This is a genomic window from Robertkochia sediminum (assembly GCF_016786255.1).
Classification (GTDB): Bacteria; Bacteroidota; Bacteroidia; order Flavobacteriales; family Flavobacteriaceae; genus Robertkochia; species Robertkochia sediminum.
Map to the genome: position 1 here is coordinate 13,250 of NZ_JADMKT010000079.1, position 22,586 is coordinate 35,835.

General features: G+C 39.9%; 19 protein-coding genes. 3 read left to right on the forward strand and 16 right to left on the reverse strand.

The features are described from left to right. Nucleotides 1-153: 153 nt before the first annotated feature. Nucleotides 154-1,185: a thrombospondin type 3 repeat-containing protein gene (locus tag IS446_RS13050; RefSeq protein WP_203061199.1), complete on the forward strand. Its 1,032-nt coding sequence runs from the start codon at nucleotides 154-156 to the stop codon at nucleotides 1,183-1,185. A gap of 313 nt (nucleotides 1,186-1,498) precedes the next feature. Beyond that, nucleotides 1,499-3,724, forward strand: coding sequence for a thrombospondin type 3 repeat-containing protein (locus IS446_RS13055; RefSeq protein WP_203061200.1), 2,226 nt, complete (start codon nucleotides 1,499-1,501; stop codon nucleotides 3,722-3,724). A 170-nt stretch (nucleotides 3,725-3,894) separates the two neighbouring features. Here IS446_RS13055 and IS446_RS13060 read toward each other — a convergent pair whose 3' ends face one another. The 16 genes from IS446_RS13060 to rfbD all read right to left on the reverse strand — a co-directional run bounded on the left by IS446_RS13060 (nucleotide 3,895) and on the right by rfbD (nucleotide 21,625). After that, nucleotides 3,895-5,202 carry a nucleotide sugar dehydrogenase gene (locus tag IS446_RS13060; protein ID WP_203061201.1) on the reverse strand — a complete coding sequence of 436 codons (1,308 nt, stop codon included), beginning with the start codon at nucleotides 5,200-5,202 and terminating at the stop codon, nucleotides 3,895-3,897. Between the two features lie 315 nt (nucleotides 5,203-5,517). Then, nucleotides 5,518-6,687, reverse strand: coding sequence for a glycosyltransferase family 4 protein (locus IS446_RS13065; RefSeq protein ID WP_203061202.1), 1,170 nt, complete (start codon nucleotides 6,685-6,687; stop codon nucleotides 5,518-5,520). 171 nt (nucleotides 6,688-6,858) lie between these two features. Continuing rightward, complete coding sequence (locus IS446_RS13070) at nucleotides 6,859-7,416, reverse strand: hypothetical protein (protein WP_203061203.1); 558 nt, start codon at nucleotides 7,414-7,416, stop codon at nucleotides 6,859-6,861. A gap of 121 nt (nucleotides 7,417-7,537) precedes the next feature. Further along, nucleotides 7,538-8,617 (reverse strand): DUF1972 domain-containing protein, encoded by a 1,080-nt coding sequence (locus IS446_RS13075; RefSeq protein WP_235996503.1) that lies wholly within the window; start codon nucleotides 8,615-8,617, stop codon nucleotides 7,538-7,540. Then, nucleotides 8,610-9,722, reverse strand: a complete 1,113-nt coding sequence (locus tag IS446_RS13080) for a glycosyltransferase family 4 protein (RefSeq protein ID WP_203061204.1) — start codon at nucleotides 9,720-9,722, stop codon at nucleotides 8,610-8,612. Before IS446_RS13080 ends, IS446_RS13075 begins: the two co-directional genes overlap by 8 nt. Then, a complete protein-coding gene (gene wecB / locus IS446_RS13085; RefSeq protein WP_203061205.1) occupies nucleotides 9,700-10,839 on the reverse strand; it encodes a non-hydrolyzing UDP-N-acetylglucosamine 2-epimerase in 1,140 nt (379 codons plus the stop codon). The genes IS446_RS13080 and wecB overlap by 23 nt, the downstream gene beginning before the upstream one ends. An 86-nt stretch (nucleotides 10,840-10,925) precedes the next feature. Then, nucleotides 10,926-12,011, reverse strand: coding sequence for a phosphotransferase (locus IS446_RS13090; RefSeq protein WP_203061206.1), 1,086 nt, complete (start codon nucleotides 12,009-12,011; stop codon nucleotides 10,926-10,928). A gap of 12 nt (nucleotides 12,012-12,023) precedes the next feature. Continuing rightward, nucleotides 12,024-13,271 carry a glycosyltransferase family 4 protein gene (locus IS446_RS13095; RefSeq protein WP_203061207.1) on the reverse strand — a complete coding sequence of 416 codons (1,248 nt, stop codon included), beginning with the start codon at nucleotides 13,269-13,271 and terminating at the stop codon, nucleotides 12,024-12,026. Next, a complete protein-coding gene (locus IS446_RS13100; protein WP_203061208.1) occupies nucleotides 13,268-14,563 on the reverse strand; it encodes a hypothetical protein in 1,296 nt (431 codons plus the stop codon). Before IS446_RS13100 ends, IS446_RS13095 begins: the two co-directional genes overlap by 4 nt. Nucleotides 14,564-14,585: 22 nt before the next feature. Continuing rightward, nucleotides 14,586-15,560, reverse strand: coding sequence for a glycosyltransferase family 2 protein (locus IS446_RS13105; RefSeq protein ID WP_203061209.1), 975 nt, complete (start codon nucleotides 15,558-15,560; stop codon nucleotides 14,586-14,588). Beyond that, nucleotides 15,523-16,719, reverse strand: a complete 1,197-nt coding sequence (locus IS446_RS13110) for a hypothetical protein (RefSeq protein ID WP_203061210.1) — start codon at nucleotides 16,717-16,719, stop codon at nucleotides 15,523-15,525. Before IS446_RS13110 ends, IS446_RS13105 begins: the two co-directional genes overlap by 38 nt. Nucleotides 16,720-16,790: 71 nt before the next feature. Then, nucleotides 16,791-18,104, reverse strand: coding sequence for a flippase (locus IS446_RS13115; protein WP_203061211.1), 1,314 nt, complete (start codon nucleotides 18,102-18,104; stop codon nucleotides 16,791-16,793). Between the two features lie 40 nt (nucleotides 18,105-18,144). Continuing rightward, nucleotides 18,145-18,708, reverse strand: a complete 564-nt coding sequence (gene rfbC / locus IS446_RS13120; protein WP_203061212.1) for a dTDP-4-dehydrorhamnose 3,5-epimerase — start codon at nucleotides 18,706-18,708, stop codon at nucleotides 18,145-18,147. Further along, the gene (gene rfbA, locus IS446_RS13125; protein WP_203061213.1) at nucleotides 18,705-19,580 is read right to left on the reverse strand and encodes a glucose-1-phosphate thymidylyltransferase RfbA; all 876 of its coding nucleotides are present in this window, start codon (nucleotides 19,578-19,580) and stop codon (nucleotides 18,705-18,707) included. Before rfbA ends, rfbC begins: the two co-directional genes overlap by 4 nt. A 63-nt stretch (nucleotides 19,581-19,643) precedes the next feature. Continuing rightward, complete coding sequence (gene rfbB, locus IS446_RS13130) at nucleotides 19,644-20,702, reverse strand: dTDP-glucose 4,6-dehydratase (protein ID WP_203061214.1); 1,059 nt, start codon at nucleotides 20,700-20,702, stop codon at nucleotides 19,644-19,646. Nucleotides 20,703-20,743: 41 nt separating this feature from the next. Further along, the gene (gene rfbD / locus IS446_RS13135) at nucleotides 20,744-21,625 is read right to left on the reverse strand and encodes a dTDP-4-dehydrorhamnose reductase (RefSeq protein ID WP_235996504.1); all 882 of its coding nucleotides are present in this window, start codon (nucleotides 21,623-21,625) and stop codon (nucleotides 20,744-20,746) included. Nucleotides 21,626-22,224: 599 nt separating this feature from the next. Between rfbD and IS446_RS13140 the strand changes: the two genes are divergently transcribed. Beyond that, nucleotides 22,225-22,572 carry a four helix bundle protein gene (locus tag IS446_RS13140; protein WP_203061215.1) on the forward strand — a complete coding sequence of 116 codons (348 nt, stop codon included), beginning with the start codon at nucleotides 22,225-22,227 and terminating at the stop codon, nucleotides 22,570-22,572. The last annotated feature ends 14 nt before the right edge of the window (nucleotides 22,573-22,586 follow it).

Here is a 22,586-nt window from a genome sequence, read left to right on the forward strand (position 1 = left end):
CCATTACCTGTTACCCATTACCTGTTACCCATTACCTGTTACCTTAATATCATCACCGTTTACCCCCATAAACAGGGTAACAAACTCATTTTTAACTATTTTTAAGGAAATCCCCCAAGGGTTATCTAAAAGAAACGATCTAAAATGAAGGCGATGAAATGGTATGTAAAGATCATGTTGGTAGTGCTTCTGATTGGAGCAACAGCGTGTAGTAAGGAAACTGAAGAGATAACAACAGAACAGGAAACCCCGATCACAAGAGACCTTCCTGCCCCGGTGAGTGAAGAGCAACCTGATGATGATGGCGATGGCGTTCCTAACGATATTGATCAATGCGCAAATACTCCTGCCGGGGAAACTCCCGATGATAACGGATGCGCACCCAGCCAGAAAGATAGTGATGCCGATGGGGTAACCGATGATATTGACCAATGTCCGGAAACCGCCCAGGGAGAAACCTCCGATGAGAACGGTTGCGCTTCTGCTCAGAAAGACAGTGATGCTGACGGCATTAATGACGCCATAGACGTTTGCCCGGAGACTCCCGAGGGGCGCACCGTGAACGACCAGGGGTGCCATACCCCCGATATCGGAGAGTTCTACGAGGGTGGTTATGTGTTCTATATTTTCGTAGAAGGTGATGACCGATATGTGGAAGGAGAAGTCCACGGACTCATAGCGGCACCCGAAGATTTTGAAGACTGGCTACCGTGGCTCCCAGAGGGCGCCGAATACTACCAGGTATTTGACGATGCCTCTGGAACGGCTAACGGACGAGAGAATACCGAAAAGATCGTAGAAACCTATGGGGAAGGGGTCTATGCCGCCAGGGCCTGTTATGACCTAGACCTAAATGGTTATGACGATTGGTACCTGCCCTCCGGACCGGAAGGAGCGGTGCTCTGTGCCAACCTCACCCATGGAGACAATCCTGATATCGCTGCAGAGTACCCCAGGAGTAATCAATACTGGGCCTCTAATGAGGTCGCAGCGTTTAAAATGATGCAACAGGTAATCTACGGTGTTGAATGGGCCAGATACAACGAAAAGCTCGAACAACTCTATATTCAAGGTAAGGTAGACTCCGGTGTCCAGGCACGGGTGATCTCCTTTGATATCTGCCAGGCAGACGACCTCTATTCCAAACAAGCTACCCAACCCGTGGTGGCGATAAGGGAGTTTTGAGTTATTAGTTTTGAGTTTTCGGTTTTCGGTTCTCAGTTAATAGTTGTACACCTTCGCTATAGCTTGGGTGCATGAAATTAGTTGTTAGTTGTATTTTAAAGGCGTGAAATCGAGGAACTGTAAAATCGCTGAATCGCAAAGGTGCGAACTATCTAATAGGTTATAATAATCAACTAATCAGTATCCATTTACAACTTACTACAGAAGTAGATTAAATACAGCTAATTAGTTGATTTTCTGCTTTTAACATCAATGTGTATTTTATAACTTTCCTATCCTCCCCCTCCTAAATTAACAACCAAAACCAATTCACATGAGAACGCTTAAGTGGCTTTTCGTCTTGTGCAGTATGCTTTTGATCACTGCCTGTGGGGGCGATAAGGATATCAATGAAAATGCCGGTGATCCCAGAGATACCCCGGGGCAGAATGACAACTCAAACACCGATACCGATAACGACGGAGTATACGATAGCGACGATCAGTGTCCGGATACCCCCAATGGCGAATCGGTTGATGCTTCAGGATGTAGTGATTCGCAAAAAGACAGCGATGGTGACGGCGTAAATGATAACGACGACCAGTGCCCGGATACCTCGGCCGATGCCACGGTCGACGAAAATGGTTGTGCCGAAGACCAAAAGGATAGTGATGGTGATGGGGTGACCGACGATATAGACCAATGTGCCGACACCCCTGCGGGAGAAGAGGTCGATGAATACGGCTGTTCCGGCAGCCAGACCGATGGCGATGGCGATGGGGTCGCAAATGAAGATGATGCATGCCCCAATACTCCGGAAGGGGAATCCGTTGATGAGAATGGTTGTTCTGACAGCCAGAAAGATACAGATGGCGACGGTGTCAATGATGACGAAGATGAATGCCCGGATACTCCTGAAGGGGAATCGGCAGATGAACAGGGGTGTTCAAATTCCCAAAAAGACAGCGACGGTGATGGTGTGACTGATGATGCAGATGCATGTCCTGACACCCCAGAGGGAGAAGAAGTAAACGAAGAAGGATGTTCTGAGACTCAAAAAGACTCCGACGGCGACGGAGTAAACGATGACCAGGACGAGTGCCCGGATACCCCTGAGGGCGAAGAAGTAGATGAACAAGGGTGTTCAGATTCCCAGAAAGACAGCGACGGTGATGGTGTAAATGACGATGCCGACACCTGTCCCGATACTCCGGAAGGCGAACAGGTAGATGAAAATGGATGTTCTGCGGCTCAATCCGACACTACCCCACCCCAGGTAACCAGCATCACTATTACCGAGATCGCAGAAACCTATTTCAAGGTCGACTGGCGTATTAATGAAGGGAGCAAAGGGTATATACGTTTTGGGACTTCTTCCGGAAGCTATCAGGATTCCACAGCCATTGAGCACCGCTATCTGGACAGACACCGACAAACCGTGGGAGGAGAAAACCCGGCACCCCTCACCCCCGGAACTACCTACTACTGGCAGATCTACACAGAAGATGAACAGGGAAACTCAGGGTATTGGGAAGAGCAAACTACGACGACCAGTCAAGAACAACAAAAAACCTTTATTCCCGATGATGCCTTTGAACAATACCTTATTGACAACGGGTATGATGATGTCCTTGATGATTATGTGATCACCGAACGGATCAAACCATTAACTGAGTTAGATATGGGAAATCAGGGGCCTTCTAATTACAGAATAATAGATTGGACCGGAATTCAAGATTTCCATAATCTAGAAACCATATTTATAGAGACTCCAAATATTGCATTAGACAAAATGGAAACTGCCCCTGCTCTAAGGCAATTAATAATATGGGGGACTGACATTGTTTCATTAACAATCAGGAACTTCCCGCAGTTAGAGGAATTTGCCTTTCTCTCTTTTTCTGATTATGCTAACCGTACAAACACCATTGATATCTCAGACAATCCTAAAATGAAAACAATCAAAATAGCTCATATGTCTTACATTGAAGATAGGAGTATTAGAATAGAGAATAACCCGGCATTGGAAACTGCGGAGGTGATAGGAACTTCGACCGATAATTTCGATGTCATTAATAATTCTGAGTTGCATGAATTAATAATTGGGGGACCGCAGTTTTATGAACCGTGTCAAACCAATAAACTTTCTCTTCAAAACAACAGCAATCTTAGGGAATTAAATATAAGACACCTATTCACTGAAGAGATGGATATTGTAAATAGTACGAATATTAGTGTATTATACGGCGGTGGAGATTCGGCAGATTCCGGTATCAACAGGATTGACTTCACACAAGTACCCAACATAGAAGAATTATACCTGGAGGATATCATTTCATTAGATATTTCACAAATTAAGGCCCTTAAAATTCTTGAAATATTTGACGAATACGAGGATCGATTAACAAAATTGGATGTATCAAATAACTATGATCTAACAATTCTTAAGATCAATAGACATAACCTAAACTGCATTAAAGTAAACCAAGCCCAACTGGACAATATCCCAACAACCTGGGAGGTAAGTCCGCCTGTACCGTATACCCTGGACTGTGAATAAGACTAACGATACCCTATCACCCTCTGGAGCTTTGGCAAAGGAGGGCTTTACCATTTCACCTCTTCACCTATTACTTATTACCTGTTACTTATTACCTCAAAAAAAAAGCCTCCAAAACAGGAAGCTTTTAAAGTAAATCATATCTTTTATTAGAGGAACGGAAAGCCCTTTTATAATCTTACATCCGCCCTATCTCCCAAAACACCCTTCACATCATACACCAGGGTGTTCGAATTCTTGATGGCATCGATATCCATTTCTAAAAATTCCTTATGGGCTACGGTGAGCACGATAGCATCAAAATGCTCCTCGGGGATCTCTGAGACAATATCCAGGCCATATTCTGCCTGTACCTCCTGAATACTTGCCCAGGGGTCGTATACGGTGATCTCAGTCTGGTATTCTTCAAGGGTGTGGATCACATCGATCACTCGGGTATTACGCACGTCCGGACAGTTCTCCTTAAAGGTAATTCCCAGAACGAGGATCTTGGCGCCCTTTACCTTAATATCTCTTAGGATCATATGGCGCACCACTTCCTGCCCTACGTAAGACCCCATGGAGTCATTAAGACGTCGTCCTGCAAGGATGATCTGCGGGTGGTACCCCACCTCCTGGGCCTTGGCTGCAAGGTAGAACGGATCCACCCCGATGCAATGTCCACCAACCAGTCCGGGTTTAAAGGGCAAAAAGTTCCACTTGGTACCTGCCGCTTCCAGTACCGCATGGGTATCGACATTCAGCAAATTAAAGATCTTGGCCAGTTCATTAACGAAAGCGATGTTGATATCCCGCTGACTATTTTCGATCACCTTAGAGGCTTCCGCCACCTTGATCGACGGAGCAAGGTGGGTACCTGCTTTGATCACACTTTTATACAGGTCGTCAACGATCTTGCCTACTTCCGGTGTTGACCCTGAGGTCACTTTTAAGATCTTTTCTACGGTGCGTTCCTTATCCCCCGGATTTATGCGCTCTGGAGAATACCCTGCATAGAAATCCTCATTGAATTTGAGTCCGCTAACGGCTTCCAGGACGGGCACACATTCCTCCTCGGTCACCCCCGGGTTCACAGTACTCTCATAGATGGCGATATTCCCTTTTTTAAGTACCTTCCCTACGGCCTCACTGGCTTTGATGAGTGGAGTAAGTACGGGCTGATTGTGTTTGTCTACCGGCGTGGGAACAGTGACGATATAAATAGTACAATGTTGGATATCACTGAGGTTTGAAGAGCAATAAAGCCCCGGCTTTTCCGGATCAGAAAGATCCTTAAGCAATACCGCTTGCAGAAGGTGATCATCTACCTCCAGCGTATGATCATGCCCGCCATTGAGCTCATCGACCCGCTGCTGATTGATATCGAATCCTACGGTAGGGTATTTGGTCGCAAACAGACGCGCCAGTGGTAAACCAACATAGCCAAGACCAATGATCGCAATCTTAATGTCTTTACTCAGGGGAACAGTATTAGGCATAGGTAACAATTATTTACTTAAAAGTATTAAATACCGAATATATGCACGTTCTTTTTATGGGATAATGGACAAAAAGAAATTCTCCACCGATTAGAAGCTTTTTCTGTCAGGGAAATATTTAAAATAGGACAGCATGAGATAACTCCATCATGATTCTATTAGTCAATAGTTTTCATTTACCCTATTACTTATTACCTATTACTTGTTACCTCAATAAAAAAAGCCTCCACAAGGGAAGCTTCTAAAGTAAGTTGTATGTTTTATTTAAGCAACGGTAAGTCTAATTCACAATTCATAATTCACCATTCACAATTTTTATGACGCTCGTTTCACCTTCGGAATCCAGATCAGCGGCGGTTGCTTACGGTTATTGGTCTTTAAGATCGACTTCAGGCGTTTACGCACCAACATACGCTTCTTAAGGTTTTTAAATCCTCTCGACAAGCGATAGGTAGTAAATAAGAGGACAAGTACCGATACAATAAAGATACCTCCAAGTACCAGGTAATTATCAAAGTTGGCCCCCAGGAACATCATCACTGCCACAAAGAAGCTGGAGAACAGTGCTATGATAAAACTGGCACGACGATGACTCAGATGCAGGTGATCGATAAGGAGGTGATGGATATGGTTACGATCCGGATCAAAAGGCGAACGCCCTTTCATGAGTCGTAATACGAAAACCCTTCCTGTATCGAACAACGGAATAATAAGGATACTCATGGCGATGATGGGAAGGATCTCGGGATTAAATGGTAATTGCAGGTCGTTATTCGTGCGTAGCGCCAACAATTTGATCGTAAAGGCCGCGATCACTAATCCAACGATCATAGATCCCGTATCGCCCATAAAGATCTTACGGGTATTTGAAAGGTTAAAGATCAGGAAGGCTGCCAGGGCACCTGCAAGCGACAAACTCATAAGCGTAAAGAAAGGCTGTCCCGAAATATGAAAGAGCACGGCAAACACGGAAAGGATCACAAAGCCGAGCATTCCGGCGAGTCCGTCGATCCCATCGATCAGATTATAGGCATTGATGATCGCGATCATGATGAATCCGCTCAAAAAATAATGCACAAAGACCGGTAAGGTCTCGATCCCCATAAATCCGTGAAGATCGGTGATCTCAAAGGTGGAATGTGCCAATAAAAAACCTACAGAAAGCACCTGTCCAATGAGTTTGGTCTTTGGAGACACTGCAAGGAGATCATCCTTCAGGCCGATCATAAAAAGCATGGTCAGGGCCGGAACAAAGTGAAAAGCCACATCACTAGCATCGAACTCATGAACAAAGAACAGGGAAAAACTAAGCACCAGGAAAAAGGCAATACCTCCCAATGTTGGAGTTACCTCTTTATGGGAAGAACGATCATTAGGATCGTCAAACAACTTTTTATACTGCACAATCCCGATGATCTTAGGTATAAGCAGGTAGGCCAGAAAAAAGCCTCCGATAAAGCTTAGACAAAGGTAGAGATATAACATAGCAGGTCGTTAGTTTCGAGGGTAAATGTAGTTAAATTATTGTGAAAATCATTTACGGGAATCCGTAAGTTAATGTTTTTTAATCAGACACTTATATAAGTATTAAAACTATAATGGTCGTTAAGAAGGAGATTTAATAATAAAAATAAAACTCATAAGAATATTGCCAATCTAAAACTCCGAATTAATCTGCTTTCTCCGTTCTTCCTCGATCAGTTGTTGGAACTTCTTGCTTTCATAAAGTACGGAATGTAAAATGTTGTAATCCTCACCGTATAGCTTTTGCTGGATGATCACATCCTCATTACTCCAAACATTATACAAAACCACGTCACCCTGGCTTAAGGCGTGACCAATAAATCCGGGATTGTCCTTCCAGTTGGTTACCTTCCATTCTTCTTCACTTTTCTCTGGTCTACCATATTTATCAGTGAGAATAGATTGAATGCGTTCATAATCTTCAACATACTCATTCTGATTTGTATGATCATTATTAAAGATATAGGACGCCTTACAAAGGGTATCCTTTATAAAAAAATAACCAACCATTGCCTCCATATAAGCCACAGTAGTTTTATAAAGCACCAATTGTTCCGTATTCATATCTGGCTCTCCTCCTTCTGCTTGAATAACTTCAGCTCTGCTCATACCCCATGTGGTATTTCGAAAGTCCTGTGCATTTACCAAAGTACTGCATAGTATAGTCATTGTTAAAACGAATATCTTCATGTCAACTGTAATTTATTATTCCTTCATTGTATCAATTTCATAGCCCTGTCTAAAAATGAGATCGAAAGTATTGACGAACATAAATCAAAGAGTACACCATTACTTCTTGTACAAATTATCACTAAAACAGGGTTGCATATTGCTCGGCGATCTTTACCCAGCGATATTGGCTATTTGCGATAGAGCCCATGTGAACTCCGACATCCCGGATATCGGCTATTGATATGGTATCTACCAATTCTTTGAGTTCTGCCGCATCTTTAAAGTATATTGCCTTATTTGAAGTGCTCTCCCGATTATAAGCTACATCAAATGCAATAATGGGCAATTCCAGGTACATGGCTTCAACAAGGCTCGGATTGGTACCACCGGCACTATGTCCGTGAATATAGGCATGGGCGTTCGAGCGAAGTACATCAAGCTTTTCCTGGTCGTAAATGGGATCTAAAAGCGTAATATTGGAAACAGTACCATAGGTAACTTTCAAATTCTTACCGTATTCACTATTATTCCAGTTTCCTACAATAACCAAAGGTTTATCTTCAAGCCCCTTAAATGCTTCTAAAACAATATGTATATTGTTTTCCGGTTCTATGCGGCAAACTTTAAAGAAATAAGGGGCCTGAAGAAAAGGGTATTCTTTCAAAGCCATAGCATTGACCTCCTGTCTTTTTACGTGATCTCCTCCATAGGCGATGAGCGCACTTTTCTTGCCGTATTGTTCCCATACATGGTCCTGGATCACCTTATTATCGGCAATGACCACATCAGAATATTTTACAGCCAGGCGTTCCGAAAATTTCAGGAACTTGCGTGCAAGGTTACCCCATTTGGCTCTTTTCCATTCCAAACCGTCAATATTGGTGACGATTCGTTTGCCTGAAATCATTTTGACCAGGGGTAATACTATACAACCGGAAACCCCCAATACCAACAGCGTGTCCGCAGTTCTGAAAGATCTTAAAAAGGCTATGATATCGTAGGGAATGCTTTGAATACCATTCGCTTTTAGTGGGATATAACTTAAGGCTGCATTATTATAAACATCTAACTGTTCTTGATAATCTACAGAGCTACAAAACACTCTTAAGCTAAACCGGTCGGAAAGATTTCGGGTGAGATGCTCTGTAAGGGTTTCAAAACCGCCATATTTGGCAGGGATTCCCTGGATACCGATAATTGCTATCCTTTTTTCACTCATCAGAGTCCACAATTAGTTTATATGCCTTTAGAGTTTCTCTTGCCGTATCCTTCCAACTATAATTGTTCAGGATCTTATTCCTTAATTCATGGTCGAAATCCTCCATAAATGCCTTTTGAATTGCACTTACCATTCCATCAATGTGATCAGGTTCGCAATAATAAGCGTAGTCTTCAAAGTAATCCCTTGTATCACCTTTTTCAGTTACAACAAGATTATTTTTCATAACACCTGCCTCAAGACTGGATAATCCAGGTGTTTCCATCCATGAAGGCAGAACATGTACTTTTGAAAGTTTATAAAATTGCGGAAGATCTTCATGCGGTATCACTCCTAAAAATGTGCAATTATCACCAGCTTCCTCCTTACACTGCTCGAAATATTTCTTAAAATTGGCTCCGGGCTTTCCTATAAATACGAAATGATAAGGAAGGTTTTTAGATGCTCGAACAAGATTTAGCTGATTTTTCCTTCCCTCAATCCTGGATACACAAAGCACACAGTCCCTGTAAATTTCATTCTTCTCGTCTATCTCTACAGTTTCATAATTGAAAGTGTCCAAATCTACCGCATTGGGTATATCTACAAATTGATATGATTTCAAATTGAAGTCCTTGGCAACACGATTCATTTCTGATACGGAATTCGGTAAGAATACATCGGTATTCGCAATTATTTTTCGTTGTAATCTCTTATGACCATTTAGTAAATAGACCAAGGTTCCTTTACTGACTTCCCTATTAAGTACAACTCTTGCGATCACCTTAAAATATTCAATAGTAGTGATTGGGAAAAACCTATTTAAAACCTGTAAAATTCCTCCTCGCGCCTTTTTTTCATATTCCGTATAAGGACCGTAAATAGTTGAGAGTGCTACTTTTTTTGATTGCTTTTTGGCATTTTGGACTTGTAAATAAATATCCTGAGGTCTCATGAGATTAAACACATGAACAATATCATACCCATTCAGGTCAGGAGTTAGCTCCATGGTAATATCAACCTGAACGCCTAATTTCTCCAGATACTCTTTTGTTTTTAAAAGCTGAGTGGTATCTCCTCCTGGAGCTGAAAATAAAGTCTTTCTAGATTGAAACAGGACTTTCATAAAGTGAGTTTAAAAAATTAAGGATTCGAAGGCATGCTTTTCCATCACCGTATGGATTCTGTAATTTACTCATAGAATCAAAATAATCCTGATCATCTAGCAGTCTTAATGTTTCTCGGACAATTAAGTTGATCTCAGTACCCACAAGTTTAACGGTGCCTGCATCAACAGCTTCAGGACGCTCGGTGGTGTCCCTCATTACTAAAACAGGTTTGCCCAAACTAGGCGCCTCTTCCTGCACACCTCCACTATCTGTAATGATCACTTTTGCCCTATTCATTAACCAAATAAAATCGGGGTATTCCATCGGATCGATCAATAAAATATTGCTTTGATCTTTTAAAATTCTATTTACCGGTCCCTGGACCTTTGGATTTAAATGCACCGGGTAAACAATTTGCACATCAGGCTTTTCGATAGCTATTTGCTTCAGAGCCTGACAGATTCTTTCAAATCCTTCTCCATGATTTTCTCTTCGATGCCCGGTGACAAGAATTACATCTCCAGAACCAATTTGATCCGAAAGTTGTTCAATATATGCGGATGGTTTTGCAGTTACCTTTTTAACGCTTTCCAACAAAGCATCAATAACCGTATTGCCGGTAACTACTATTTGATCTCTTGATATACCTTCTTCTAACAAATTTTCTTTGGAAGTTTCGGTAGGGGCAAAATGCCACTTGGTAATTCTGCCGGTTATCTGTCTGTTTGCCTCTTCTGGGAACGGAGAAGATAGATTTCTAGTCCTTAAACCAGCTTCTATATGACAAATTTGAGCACCAGCATAAAAGGCTGCTATACTACCAGCCATCGTTGTGGTTGTATCACCATGTACGAAAACATAGCTCGGTGCAAATTCCTCCAATACGGGCTTGAGACCGGAAATAATGTCCGCAGTTAGAAAATATAAATTCTGGCCAGGCTTCATCAGATCAAGATCAAAATCGGGTTGTATATCAAAAAAAGTCAACGCCTGATCTAACATCTCACGATGCTGTGCTGTAACGCAAAGTTTGGTAATATATTGACTGTTTTTCTTAAACTCTTTAATTAGAGGTGCCATCTTAATGGCCTCGGGCCTTGTACCTAGAATAAATAGTACGCGTATTTTTTCCATTTACTTGATAAGTTGTGTTTTTATAAGTCTTATTGTGCTATTAAAAATAAATCGAATTTTACGGAGGCTATTTTAAAGTGATACGCTCACTTTGTGCCATCATAGGCAGATAGAAATTCGAATAATTGTAACCATGGTGCTATGATCTCAATGGCCTCCTCCGCACTCAGTACCCTGTCTTCACGATCCAGGTAAAGGCTCATGATATCTAGTAAGTAATATTGATAAAGTCGATCAGGATCGGCAATATACTTTTTAAATGTAATGCGCTGCTTAACATAGCCTTTAAAAACCTTTTCCGGAGACCACTTCTTTACCAGCATGGCCGTTTGGGTATAAAAATGAAAAGCATCCAAATAGGCAGGGTAAGCAGTTTCTGCGTACTCCCAGTCAAAAACGAACAATTTCCCTTTTTCCACAAACATATTCCAGGGCGTGAAGTCGCGATGGTAAACCGACACCGGAAGTTTAGTGGATTCCAGTTCCTTTAAAACCGCCCGCAACCTTTCCTTTAAAATATCGAAATCCTTCAATTGAAAACCGGAGATCAAGTCCTGAAATTTCAGCAAGGAATTGTACAATCCTGACTCCTTACATTCAAAGACCTGGCCGGTCTTTTCCTTAACCGTTGATAAAAAATCCCAATGTAACGGTTTAAGGGTATGATGGGTGAATGATGACTTTGTTTTCCGAGTTGATTGGATGAACAACTGCTCTTCATTTGATAGAGTACCCAGGTACAAACATTGCGGAACATTATGGATTCCTGCCGAATGCAGTTTATTAAGGATTCGGGTTTCCAGATCAAAATTCGCTTTAATTCCCGGAACGGAAGATCGTTTTGCATATCCTAGGATGGAATTCTCCTTAAATATTTGAATCACCTGTTTTTGATGTACAGAAGGCGTTCCGTTAAAAAAAGCGTATTCTAATACCTCAGCATCAAAAACCTGGTGACAGATATCCTGGAAATCCTGAGGTATCGTGTACTCTTGTTTTTCAATATGAAATCGCTCCAAAACCACGTGTAGACCTTTGACATATGGCAGGTATTTTTTGAGGAGTTGACCTTTAAAACTACTTGGCTGGTACAATTGCAGGCCAGTAGCACACCCCTTTTCCGGCATAAACCATTCCTTACCTTCTGCATTTATGAGTTTTAGATATTTCAATGTCCAAAAAAGTTAATTCCTGAGATTTGCAGCTACGGCTCTAGAGATCAAGGCGGCTATCTCTTTACCTTTGTGGTCCCATGAATAATTCAGTCCTGCCTGGTAAGCATTCTCTCCAATTCCACACCTTAATTCCTCATCCAGTAGCTTGATCATGGAACTTGAAAAGTTTTTCACCAATTCATCTCGAGAGGACATGGAGAGAACAATCCCCTCTCCATTCTCAAAGTATCGGGTATACCCACCGGTATCTACACAAATCAGAGGTTTTTTAAAGGCCATGGAGTCAAAAGAAACGGTAACTGCACCTTCCTTCAGCGCAGGATTAAGGATAACATCACTCTCCGCGAGTTTCTGCTTATAAGCTTCCATAGCAACCTGACCAGTGAGTGTAACATGATCCTGAAGTCCATGCTTTGCGATTAAAGCTTCCAACCGCTGTTGGTCGGATCCCTTACCAAGAATTTCCAAATGAACATCAGAAGAATAGGCTACCACTTCCTTAAATGCCTCTATGATCAAATCAAAACCTCTCCAAGGGTCGAGCCTGCCAACCGCCAAATATTTCACCTTTTTATCAAAAGTTACTTTCCCGGATAGTGTGCATGCATCCTGAAGTTCAACTGCAACGTCTGTACAGACTTCAGCCTTACCTTGGTGCTTTGAAGGAATACTTTCTTTCGTGCGTCTTGTTTTACATAGAATAAGATCGGCGTGATGGCACCGATTCTTATATCCCAAGTTGTATTTTAAAGATTTCGCGAGACCTCTTCTGATCCTTTCTATTACTCTCCATTTACGGTCGTATTGGGAAGAAAAGTCCTTAGGTATCTGATCCCCCACCCCGGTCGGGCCCCAAATGAAAAATTGCTTTCTACCATAGGAACTTACCGGCCAAAGGGCATTCCCATAGGTAAGAAGATGATAGATCTCAATATCATTCTCTTTCATTGTTTTCTTAACCAGGGAATTCGTCAATTTTTGCCAAAGTACATAATAAGTGCGGACCCCTCTCAAACCTTTTTTCCAAAAACGTAGTGATTTTGGGAGATCATAATAAATAAATTGCGGCGGATTTTCTAAAGGATTCTCAAACAACCAGGTTTCAATAGTATCCTGATTACTTTTTCTGGTCAGCACCCAAAGATCAAAATACCTTGACATTTGCAACACCCAATTCCATCCCACTCCAATCTCGGATCCTAAGCCGGGTTCACAGGCATAGGCTGATATGAAAATCTTTGTTCGATTATTTTTCATCGGGTTGATAGCCTTTTAATATTTTTATGATGCTGACTTTCGAAAATTTCCTTTAATATTTCAGTCACTGCTTCATTGGCAGTTCCTTCATTAATCGTTAAAAAATATTCAGGTTTTTTCGAAAGAAAGTTCAATTTTGAGTTGATCGAATTAATCCCGGCATTGTCAAGCTCCCTTTTTCTAGCTAAAATGGTATCAGCATTGGCAGTTAACAAAATATTATAATCTAATTTTGGGATAAACAACTTACCAAATCTGTATAGAAATTTTGTTGGAAGATGAATACGACTCCGTCTACTGTCAGCAATAATGTCTGTATAATAACGATCAAAAATAACAATGCTACGATTACTTAAATACGGTCTGATTGTTTTAAAATATCCCAATATGTAATCCAAACTGTAGTATACAAGGCGGAGAAAAGAGTTTAGCCTTCCGGTCCTTTTACCCCTGTGAGGATTATGGTAATTTTTATCTACATCAGAAGTGATTTTTACCTTATGTGCCGCTTCTCCAATATTGGGTAATACCTTTGGACGAAAATGAAAATACCCCATACTAGAATAAACTCTAGATAACTCTTTACTAATTATGTCTATGATTGTTGTCTTTCCGGCTCCATCAGGGCCTGTAAACCCTATACTAAAGCCCCTATAAAAAATACTGTTATATATATAAAAAGATAAAAATTTAACGGTAAGCACTACCTGCTCTAAAGGTTTTTTTCTAAAGGAATTAATAACTATTCCTTTTCGGAATTTATTCAAGGAAAGCTCCTCTATACATGCAATATTTTCAAATCCAGTATTCTCTTTAATTAATTTAGGTAAAAGCACATTATCCTGCATATCAATTTTTAAATTTTCATACTTAATAGGATATGTTCTATTTAAGAATTTCAATTGTAAATATTTATCCAAGAATTCGAATTCTTTAGAAACATGATATATCTTACCATTAAATTGTCTTGAATTTAAAACAGATCTTTCGTTCAATAGTTTAAAACCATATATGGATGTATTAAAAAAGAAATCAAACTGAATTAAATCCACTTTATTACTAGAGGCATACCCTAGAACATATGTATAAATTTTCTCGCTCTTGTATAAGGTGACAATGTTAAAATCAAACTCAATAATTAAATTAATGATTTCAGATTCAAGATTAAGGAAATCCTTACGCTCTATTAAAATATCAATATCTCTACTCGTATTATTCTCAGGAAGCCCATCATAATTTCTTAGGACGGCATATTTCGAATTATTATTTAGAAACTCAAAAATACGAGACAATAGTTTTATCGAATTAATCATACTACTTTATGAATCCTGAATTGTTTTTAATTTTATCTAACAAGTATATGGGATCCGAAACAGAAACATGAAAAAGTGACTTGAGAAAACGAAAGTACTCCCTCTTTTTAAGAGCGTAAAAACTGTTTCTCACTAAATCCGCACTTAAAGCCTTTTTTTGCAGAACTTTTATTTCCTTTTCCTCAATATTCTTGTAAAATTCAATAAAAGTTAATTCAGTTTGTCCGGATCGCCTTCGCCTTAAGTTTGTCTTTATATGTCTCATGCGCAGCAGCATTCCAAAAGAATTTGCCGATAATGCCATTTCATGTTTTCTGTACTTACACAGAACTTGGGGAACAACAAGAATAGCCTTTCCTTCCTCATATAAATCGCTCATCCTAGTCCATAAGTCCAAGTCTTCGCATAGATCCTGATATCGAGGTTTTCCCTCTGGATAACCTTCTATACTTCTACCTCCAACAGAAAGAAGAGCTTCTCGATCGATAATTGCAGTTGGCTGCATGAATATTAACTTCTCTTTCCCAGCTTTTTTATAGAATTCCTCTTTTGTTTTGGCTCCAATGTAAATGCCTCCGGAAATTTCTGCTCCTTTTGAATCAATGAACTCATGATAACACCCAACAGCAATTATATCTTTATCTTCCGATATTTTGTTATATAACTTTTCTACTAAAGTAGGGTAAGGACAGTCATCTGCATCAATGAATAGGATATACTTTGTGTTAACTTTTTGTTCAATATATGCTCTGCCCGCAGCCAGACCCCTATTAATTTTAAAATTTACTAATTCATAATTAAAATTCTTTTCAGACAAAAAGTTGCGAATAACCTCTACAGAATTATCTGTGGAGCAATCATTTATAATTAACAAGTTAAACTTCTTATAAGTTTGATTAATCAAACAACTTAATGTCTCTTTTATATAGTTTTCACAATTATACGCGCAAATAGCTATGGTTAATTCGTTTTCCATTATGCATAAAATATTTTGAAGTAGTTAATAACATAAGTATGCCCCATACGTAAGCAAAGTTTCCAATTGTAGCACTCAATAGCACTAAAAATATAAGTTGTTCAATAGTCAAAATACCAGGTGCACAAAATGATATAAAAAAACCAACGAAAAGTAAAAATACTAATAGTCCATAATCATTAATTCCTCCTATCAGCTGATCTTCACCCAAATACTCCGAATTTATAGAGCTGTCAATCCCCTTACCTAACCAAGTGTCCATGTCATCTATATCCAAATCATTAATTGAATTTACCAAAGGAACAACCCTTGCTGCAGCACTATGGTCTGCCTCAATTACTGCCTGCCTATCTAAGGTAAGCGCGGCTTCAAAAGTATTTTTCAATCTTATTACAGGCTCATACTTTATACTTGGTGCTAATAAATAAATAGCTCCGACCATTATGAAGAAAAAAACTATATATTTTCTTTTTACAAAATAGATTAACAGAATTGCTAACCCTACAAAAGCAGTACCACTCCCCATACTTAACATAGACCAAAGGAAGGCAATTATGATCCATTTATTTTCCTTAAAGAACCGGCTTAAATTAAGTTGATTTTTACCCCATTTAACTTCAAACATACGCAACAAAACCAACATTACAACCGTTAGAATACGAGCAGTATGTGATGGTTCTAATGAAAGTGAATTACTACCTATACCTCTATCAATAAATTCAACAAAGTTAAATAATGGCACGTAGCGAAATCCAGTCAAGATTAATATTTGCTGAATAATCAAAACCATCGTGAACCATATGATTAGCCTTTTTAAAAACCTGATAAATACTTCTAAGTGTAAACTATGATGATAATAAACTAAGTCATAATACATAACAAACATAAAAACAAAAGAAAGTTTGTAAATAACTGTTGACAAGCGAAAGCTTTCACTATTGTAACCTATCGATATTAAAATAGCAAAAGCACAAAGTAAACCCCATTTGAATGCCTTACTAAAGCCTTTAAAATTATGCAACCAAATTAATGGAGTTAATAGCATACCTGCCACCTTAATAAAACTGACTCCATTACCTTCAATTGGAATGTATTGAATGCACATCAATACTAAAATGCTTAGAATTGTTCTTTCCAAAAGCCTCTTTGAGCTTTTCATTTATTATTTTTCTGCTTAATCAGTTGCAAAATCTTTTAACAGATCTTTGGTGAATAATTGTAATTATTTAATCATTTCAAGAATGGTAATGTTACAATTCCAGTAAACCTTTTCGCGAAATAGACTTTTAAAATATTTTCTAAAAAAAACACAATTGAAGTCGCTATAGCAGCACCTAAGGCTCCGTAATTGGAAATAAGAAAGTAATTAATCGACAAATTCAGCAAAATTGAACTAAAAGAAAGTTTAGCCTGAATTTTTTCATAACCGCACATTACAAGCATTAGTCCCGAAGTATTACCTAATACCTGGAACATTTGCCCTAATGCTAAAGTAACTAGAATCCAATATGCGGATCTAAAACCATCTCCCCAAAATTCTAAAATACCTTCACCCATTAAGATGAAAATTAATAGAGGACCTACAGAGGTTATTACAAGACCAATACTTATTTTTTTAATTAAACTATTCAATTCTGAATACTTCTCCTCATAATAAAATGCAGCAAATCTAGGGGCTAATGTAGTATTTACTATTTGCAACAATATTGTAGATACTAAAGCAACCCTCACACAAACTGAGTATAAACCAACTTGCGTCGAGGTGCTTAAAATACCTACCATTAAAGCATCTATATTTGCTCCAACAAACCCAGTTGCAGATACTAAAAGAAATGGAAAAGACGATTTAAAAAGAGATTTAAATTTAATACGACTTGAATTGAACCTAAAAGGAAAAACCTTTTTCCATACGAACCATGAGCTCAACATCGCTATAAGTCTACTGAAAAGGTAAAAAATACTAACATTTACAATCGTAAGATCTAATTGAAAAAATACAAAGCAACTTATAATACATAAGACCAAGAAGGTTGTAATAAGTTCATTGAAAAATGATGATTGCCATATCTTATCAAAACCATTAAGAGCTGATGAATAGATTCTGTTTACAACTTGAAACACCACTGACAAAGAAGCAATACACAATGGTATTTGCATTTTGTTTTCATCAAATAGTCCTGTAGCGATATACTCTGAACCTATTAAAAGGCATAAAGCACAAATCAATGAACCAATAAATAAATAGAGTAATGATGAATGCAAAATATTATATATTTTTTGCCATTGTTTTTTACCTTTTGCTATTGCAACTTCTTTGATTAAATATTGAGAAGACCCAAATAGAACAATTATAATTGCTAAAGATATAATTCGCTCAACTAGGTTTATTACTCCCAAACCACTAGGACCTAAATACCTACCAAGCATGATACTTACTACAAAGCTAAAAATCAGCAATAGTACCCTTACAACAAGCAGCTTGTATGACTTCCCTAGAAAATCTAAGGTATTTGGATCTATTAATTTATGAAGTGTGGTTCGCACTACGGACTAGATTAAGAGCATTTATAATGATTTAAAGAAACTAATCTTCGTCTACAGTCGAAGGTTTATTACCTTTTAAAAATTCACTTAGTCTTCTATCCTTTTCAGAAAGTATGAGCTCCTCCTCTATCAATTTCCAATCTATATTCAAGTGTCTATCATTCCAAATTATCCCATCATCATAATCCGGCGCATATTCATTATCCACCTTGTAGCTAAATACCGCTTCCTCACTGAGTACAACAAATCCATGCGCAAAGCCTTTAGGAATCAAAAACTGCTTTTTATTCTCCCCTGACAGGATCACCGAAACATGCTCACCATAGGTAGGAGAATCCTTTCTAAGATCAACTGCTACATCCAAAACCTCACCTTGAATAACCCGAACTAGTTTGGTCTGGGCAAAGGGTGGTTTCTGGTAATGCAGCCCCCTTAATACTCCATAGGATGAGCGGGATTCATTGTCTTGTATAAAATGAATATCCGGGAAATGCTCCTTAAACCAGGATTCTTTAAAACTCTCCATAAAGTATCCGCGGTCATCTCCGAACACCTTGGGCTCTATAATATACAAGTCTTTGATCTTAGTTTCTGTCAGTTTCATTTTTTGATCCTTTTCATTAGATATTGTCCATAGCCGGTTTTAAGCAAAGGCTCTGCCAATTGCTTCACACGTTCTGCATCAATAAACTTCTGTTCATAGGCGATCTCCTCCAGGCAGGCTACCTTGAGGCCCTGCCGCTTTTCAATGGCATGGATAAAACTTCCGGCCTCCAGCAAAGATTCATGGGTGCCGGTGTCCAACCAGGCATACCCTCGTCCCATAAGCTCCACCTTCAACTGGTTTCTATCGAGGTATTCCTGGTTCACTGAAGTGATCTCCAACTCTCCCCTATGGCTGGGTTTTACATTCTTGGCAATCTCCACCACTTCATTGGTATAGAAATACAAACCTACTACCGCGTAATTTGACTTTGGTTGTTCCGGTTTCTCTTCAATTGAGATCACATTACCCTCCTTATCAAATTCCGCCACGCCATAGCGCTCAGGATCATTGACATAATATCCAAACACCGTAGACTGTCCTTCAACCTCCACGTTCTTCCTGGCCTGCTTCAACAATTCTGTCAGCCCGTGTCCGTAAAATATATTATCTCCCAGGACCAGGGCTACATCCGAATCACCTATAAATTCTTCTCCTATAATAAATGCCTGGGCAAGTCCGTCGGGAGAAGGTTGCTCCTTGTAATGCAGTTCCATTCCCAACTCCGACCCGTCTCCCAATAGGTTCTGAAAACTTGGAAGGTCCTCAGGAGTTGAGATTATCAGAACCTCACGGATGCCTGCCAGCATCAATACCGACAAAGGGTAATAGATCATGGGTTTGTCGTATACCGCAAGTAGCTGTTTGGAAACGCCACGGGTAATGGGATATAATCGGGTGCCGGAACCTCCAGCGAGAATGATGCCCTTCATATTGATTATAGATTGTAAATGAATAAATTATAGATTCAAGTGCGTACTTCCGAACGTGATCAACTAAGCATTTTGGTATTGCTTATCATAGTATTCTTGGTAGGTTCCTGTGGTGACATTATGGAGCCATTCCTTGTTATCAAAATACCAGTCGATGGTCTTTGCAAGGCCTTCCTCAAAGGTCACAGAAGGCTTCCATCCAAGTTCTCTATTGATCTTGGAGGCATCTATGGCATAGCGCAGGTCATGACCCGGGCGGTCTTTTACATAGGTGATCAGCTTTTCCGAAGCCCCTTCTTCCCTGCCTAATTTGGCATCCATCAATTTGCAAAGCAACTTGACCAGGTCGATATTCTTCCATTCGTTAAATCCGCCGATATTGTAGGTCTCCCTGTTTTCACCCTTATGGAAAACCAGGTCGATAGCGCGGGCGTGATCGATCACATAGAGCCAGTCGCGGGTGTAGTTCCCGTCTCCATAAACCGGAAGCGGTTTTTCGTTAATGATGTTATTGATGAATAACGGGATCAGTTTTTCCGGGAAATGATTGGGCCCGTAGTTGTTCGAACAATTGGAGATCACGATGGGCATTCCATAGGTCTCCGCATAAGCCCTTACAAAATGGTCAGAGCTGGCCTTGGACGCCGAATATGGCGAGTTTGGGTCATACGACGTTTCCTCGGTAAACAATCCGGTCTCCCCGAGAGTACCATACACCTCGTCGGTACTTACATGGTAAAAGCGTTTGCCCTCCCAGTTGTCCTGCCATAGCTCTTTAAAAGCGTTAAGCAGGCTCATGGTGCCCAAAATATTGGTCTTAGCAAAGGCCAACGGATCGGTGATCGAACGATCGACATGCGACTCTGCAGCAAGATGGATCACCCCATCGAAACGATGTTCACAAAACAGGTTTTTGATAAAATCAATATCAGTAATATCCCCGTGCACAAAGGTGTAATTCGGTTTCTCCTGAATATCTTTTAGATTCTCCAGGTTTCCCGCATAGGTAAGGGCGTCCAAATTAAAAATACGGTATTCAGGGTAGGTATTTACAAATAGGCGTACTACATGGCTTCCAATAAAACCTGCTCCGCCGGTTATTAAAATATTCTTGCTATCCATAATTTGAATTTAAGGATGATAATTGTTGAAGAAATAAGTTTTTAGTCCTGACCGATCTTTAGTTGTACTAACATGGTTCGCAGGCTCTCCTTCCAGTCAGGGATGATTACACCGTAATCATTTTCGAGATCTTCCGTCGCCATAACGGAATAAGAAGGTCTGGGTGCCGGGGTGGGATATTCACTGGAAGGAACAGGTTGTACATCCACGTTCATTTCTTCCAGTTCAAAAATAGCCTTGGCAAAACCATACCAGCTTGTTATTCCTTTATTCGCATAGTGATACAAACGCACCCCTTCATGATTGAGTTTAGGCAGAATATCTAATATGACTTTTGCCAGGTCGGCTGCATTGGTTGGACTGCCGATCTGGTCATCCACTACCTTTAGCGCTTTACCGCTCCCACCAACTCGGAGCATGGTCTTTACAAAATTATGCCCATATACCGAATACAACCAGGACGTACGAATAATTACCGAATGGTCCGGAGCCGCGTTGATCATGGCCATTTCCCCATGACGCTTTGTGATCCCGTACATACTCTTCGGATAACAAAGAGCGTCAGTATGATAGGGTTCCTTCCCCTCCCCATCAAAAACATAATCGGTAGAGATATTCACCAGTTTTATGCCCCTTTTAGCAGCTTCCTCAGCAAGGGTTTTTACCGCCCCATGATTAATGGCCGTAGCCATATCAACCTCAGTTTCCGCCCTATCCACAGCGGTGTAGGCCGCAGCATTGATGATCACATCAGGTTGATGTTTTTCAAGGAAAGAAGTTATGGCATTAGAATTGGTTATATCCAGTACTTCGCGATCCGTAAAGAACCAAACATAAGGATAGCTTTTAGAAAGCACCCTTAATTCGCTACCCAGTTGTCCATTTCCACCGGTAACCAATACTTTTAATTTCAATTCTGACATCAGGTATGATAGTTGTAGGTAATTCTAGAATTTCTACGGCTCCGCCGCACTAACTCCCAATTCAGTTCTCGGTTATAGGTTTTCAGTTCGCAGTTAAATGCGTCATGATACCGGTGCGAGTTCACTGGCTTGGGGCAAGTGTGGCGGCGTAAACACCGCGTATTGATTATAGATTGTGAATTATAGATTATAAATTGTTAGTTCCAGAATCTAACTTCACGATTTCATGGTGATAAGAGCAGGTAAACTAAAGCTCGTTTAGTGTAGATCTAAAATCCTTAAACGCCTGTAAATACATGTTTTTAAGAGATCCCGGATCCCTGCACCAATCAGCCGACAAATATAGCAGAATATCTAGGTTTAGCCTTGTCTAAAAGAGGTAAGTTTTCCACGAAATAGATGATAACCGTTAATATGTAATGTCATTACGGAATTCCGTAAATGTGTAGGGAAATTGCGAAAACGTTGGAGGAGATTAAGCCACGTATAAATTTGACTTAGGTGGGCTTTAAGCTTTACGCTATACGCTGTAGGCTGTAGGCTGTAGGCTAGATATAGTTTAGGTTATTTTCTATAACTTTGTACCACAATACAAGAAGATGAGAAATTTCAGGAAATATGAAGTTTGGAAAAGGAGTCATGCATTGACGCTAAAAATATACCAACTCACTTCACTCCTGCCCAATTCCGAGAAATATCAACTTATATCCCAAATGCAACGTGCTGCCTATTCGATCCCTTCTAATTTTAGTGAAGGTTGTGGAAGGGCAAGCGACAAAGATTTTAATCGTTTCATCCATATAGCTCTGGGATCAGCGCACGAATTAGAATACTTCCTAATATTAACTACGGATCTAAAGTTCCTTGAATCCGCCCAGACTAATATCCTCTTAGATGAAGTTAACCACATCAAGAGTCAGCTATACAACCTAAGTAAAAAGCTTTAAAAACAAATAAAATA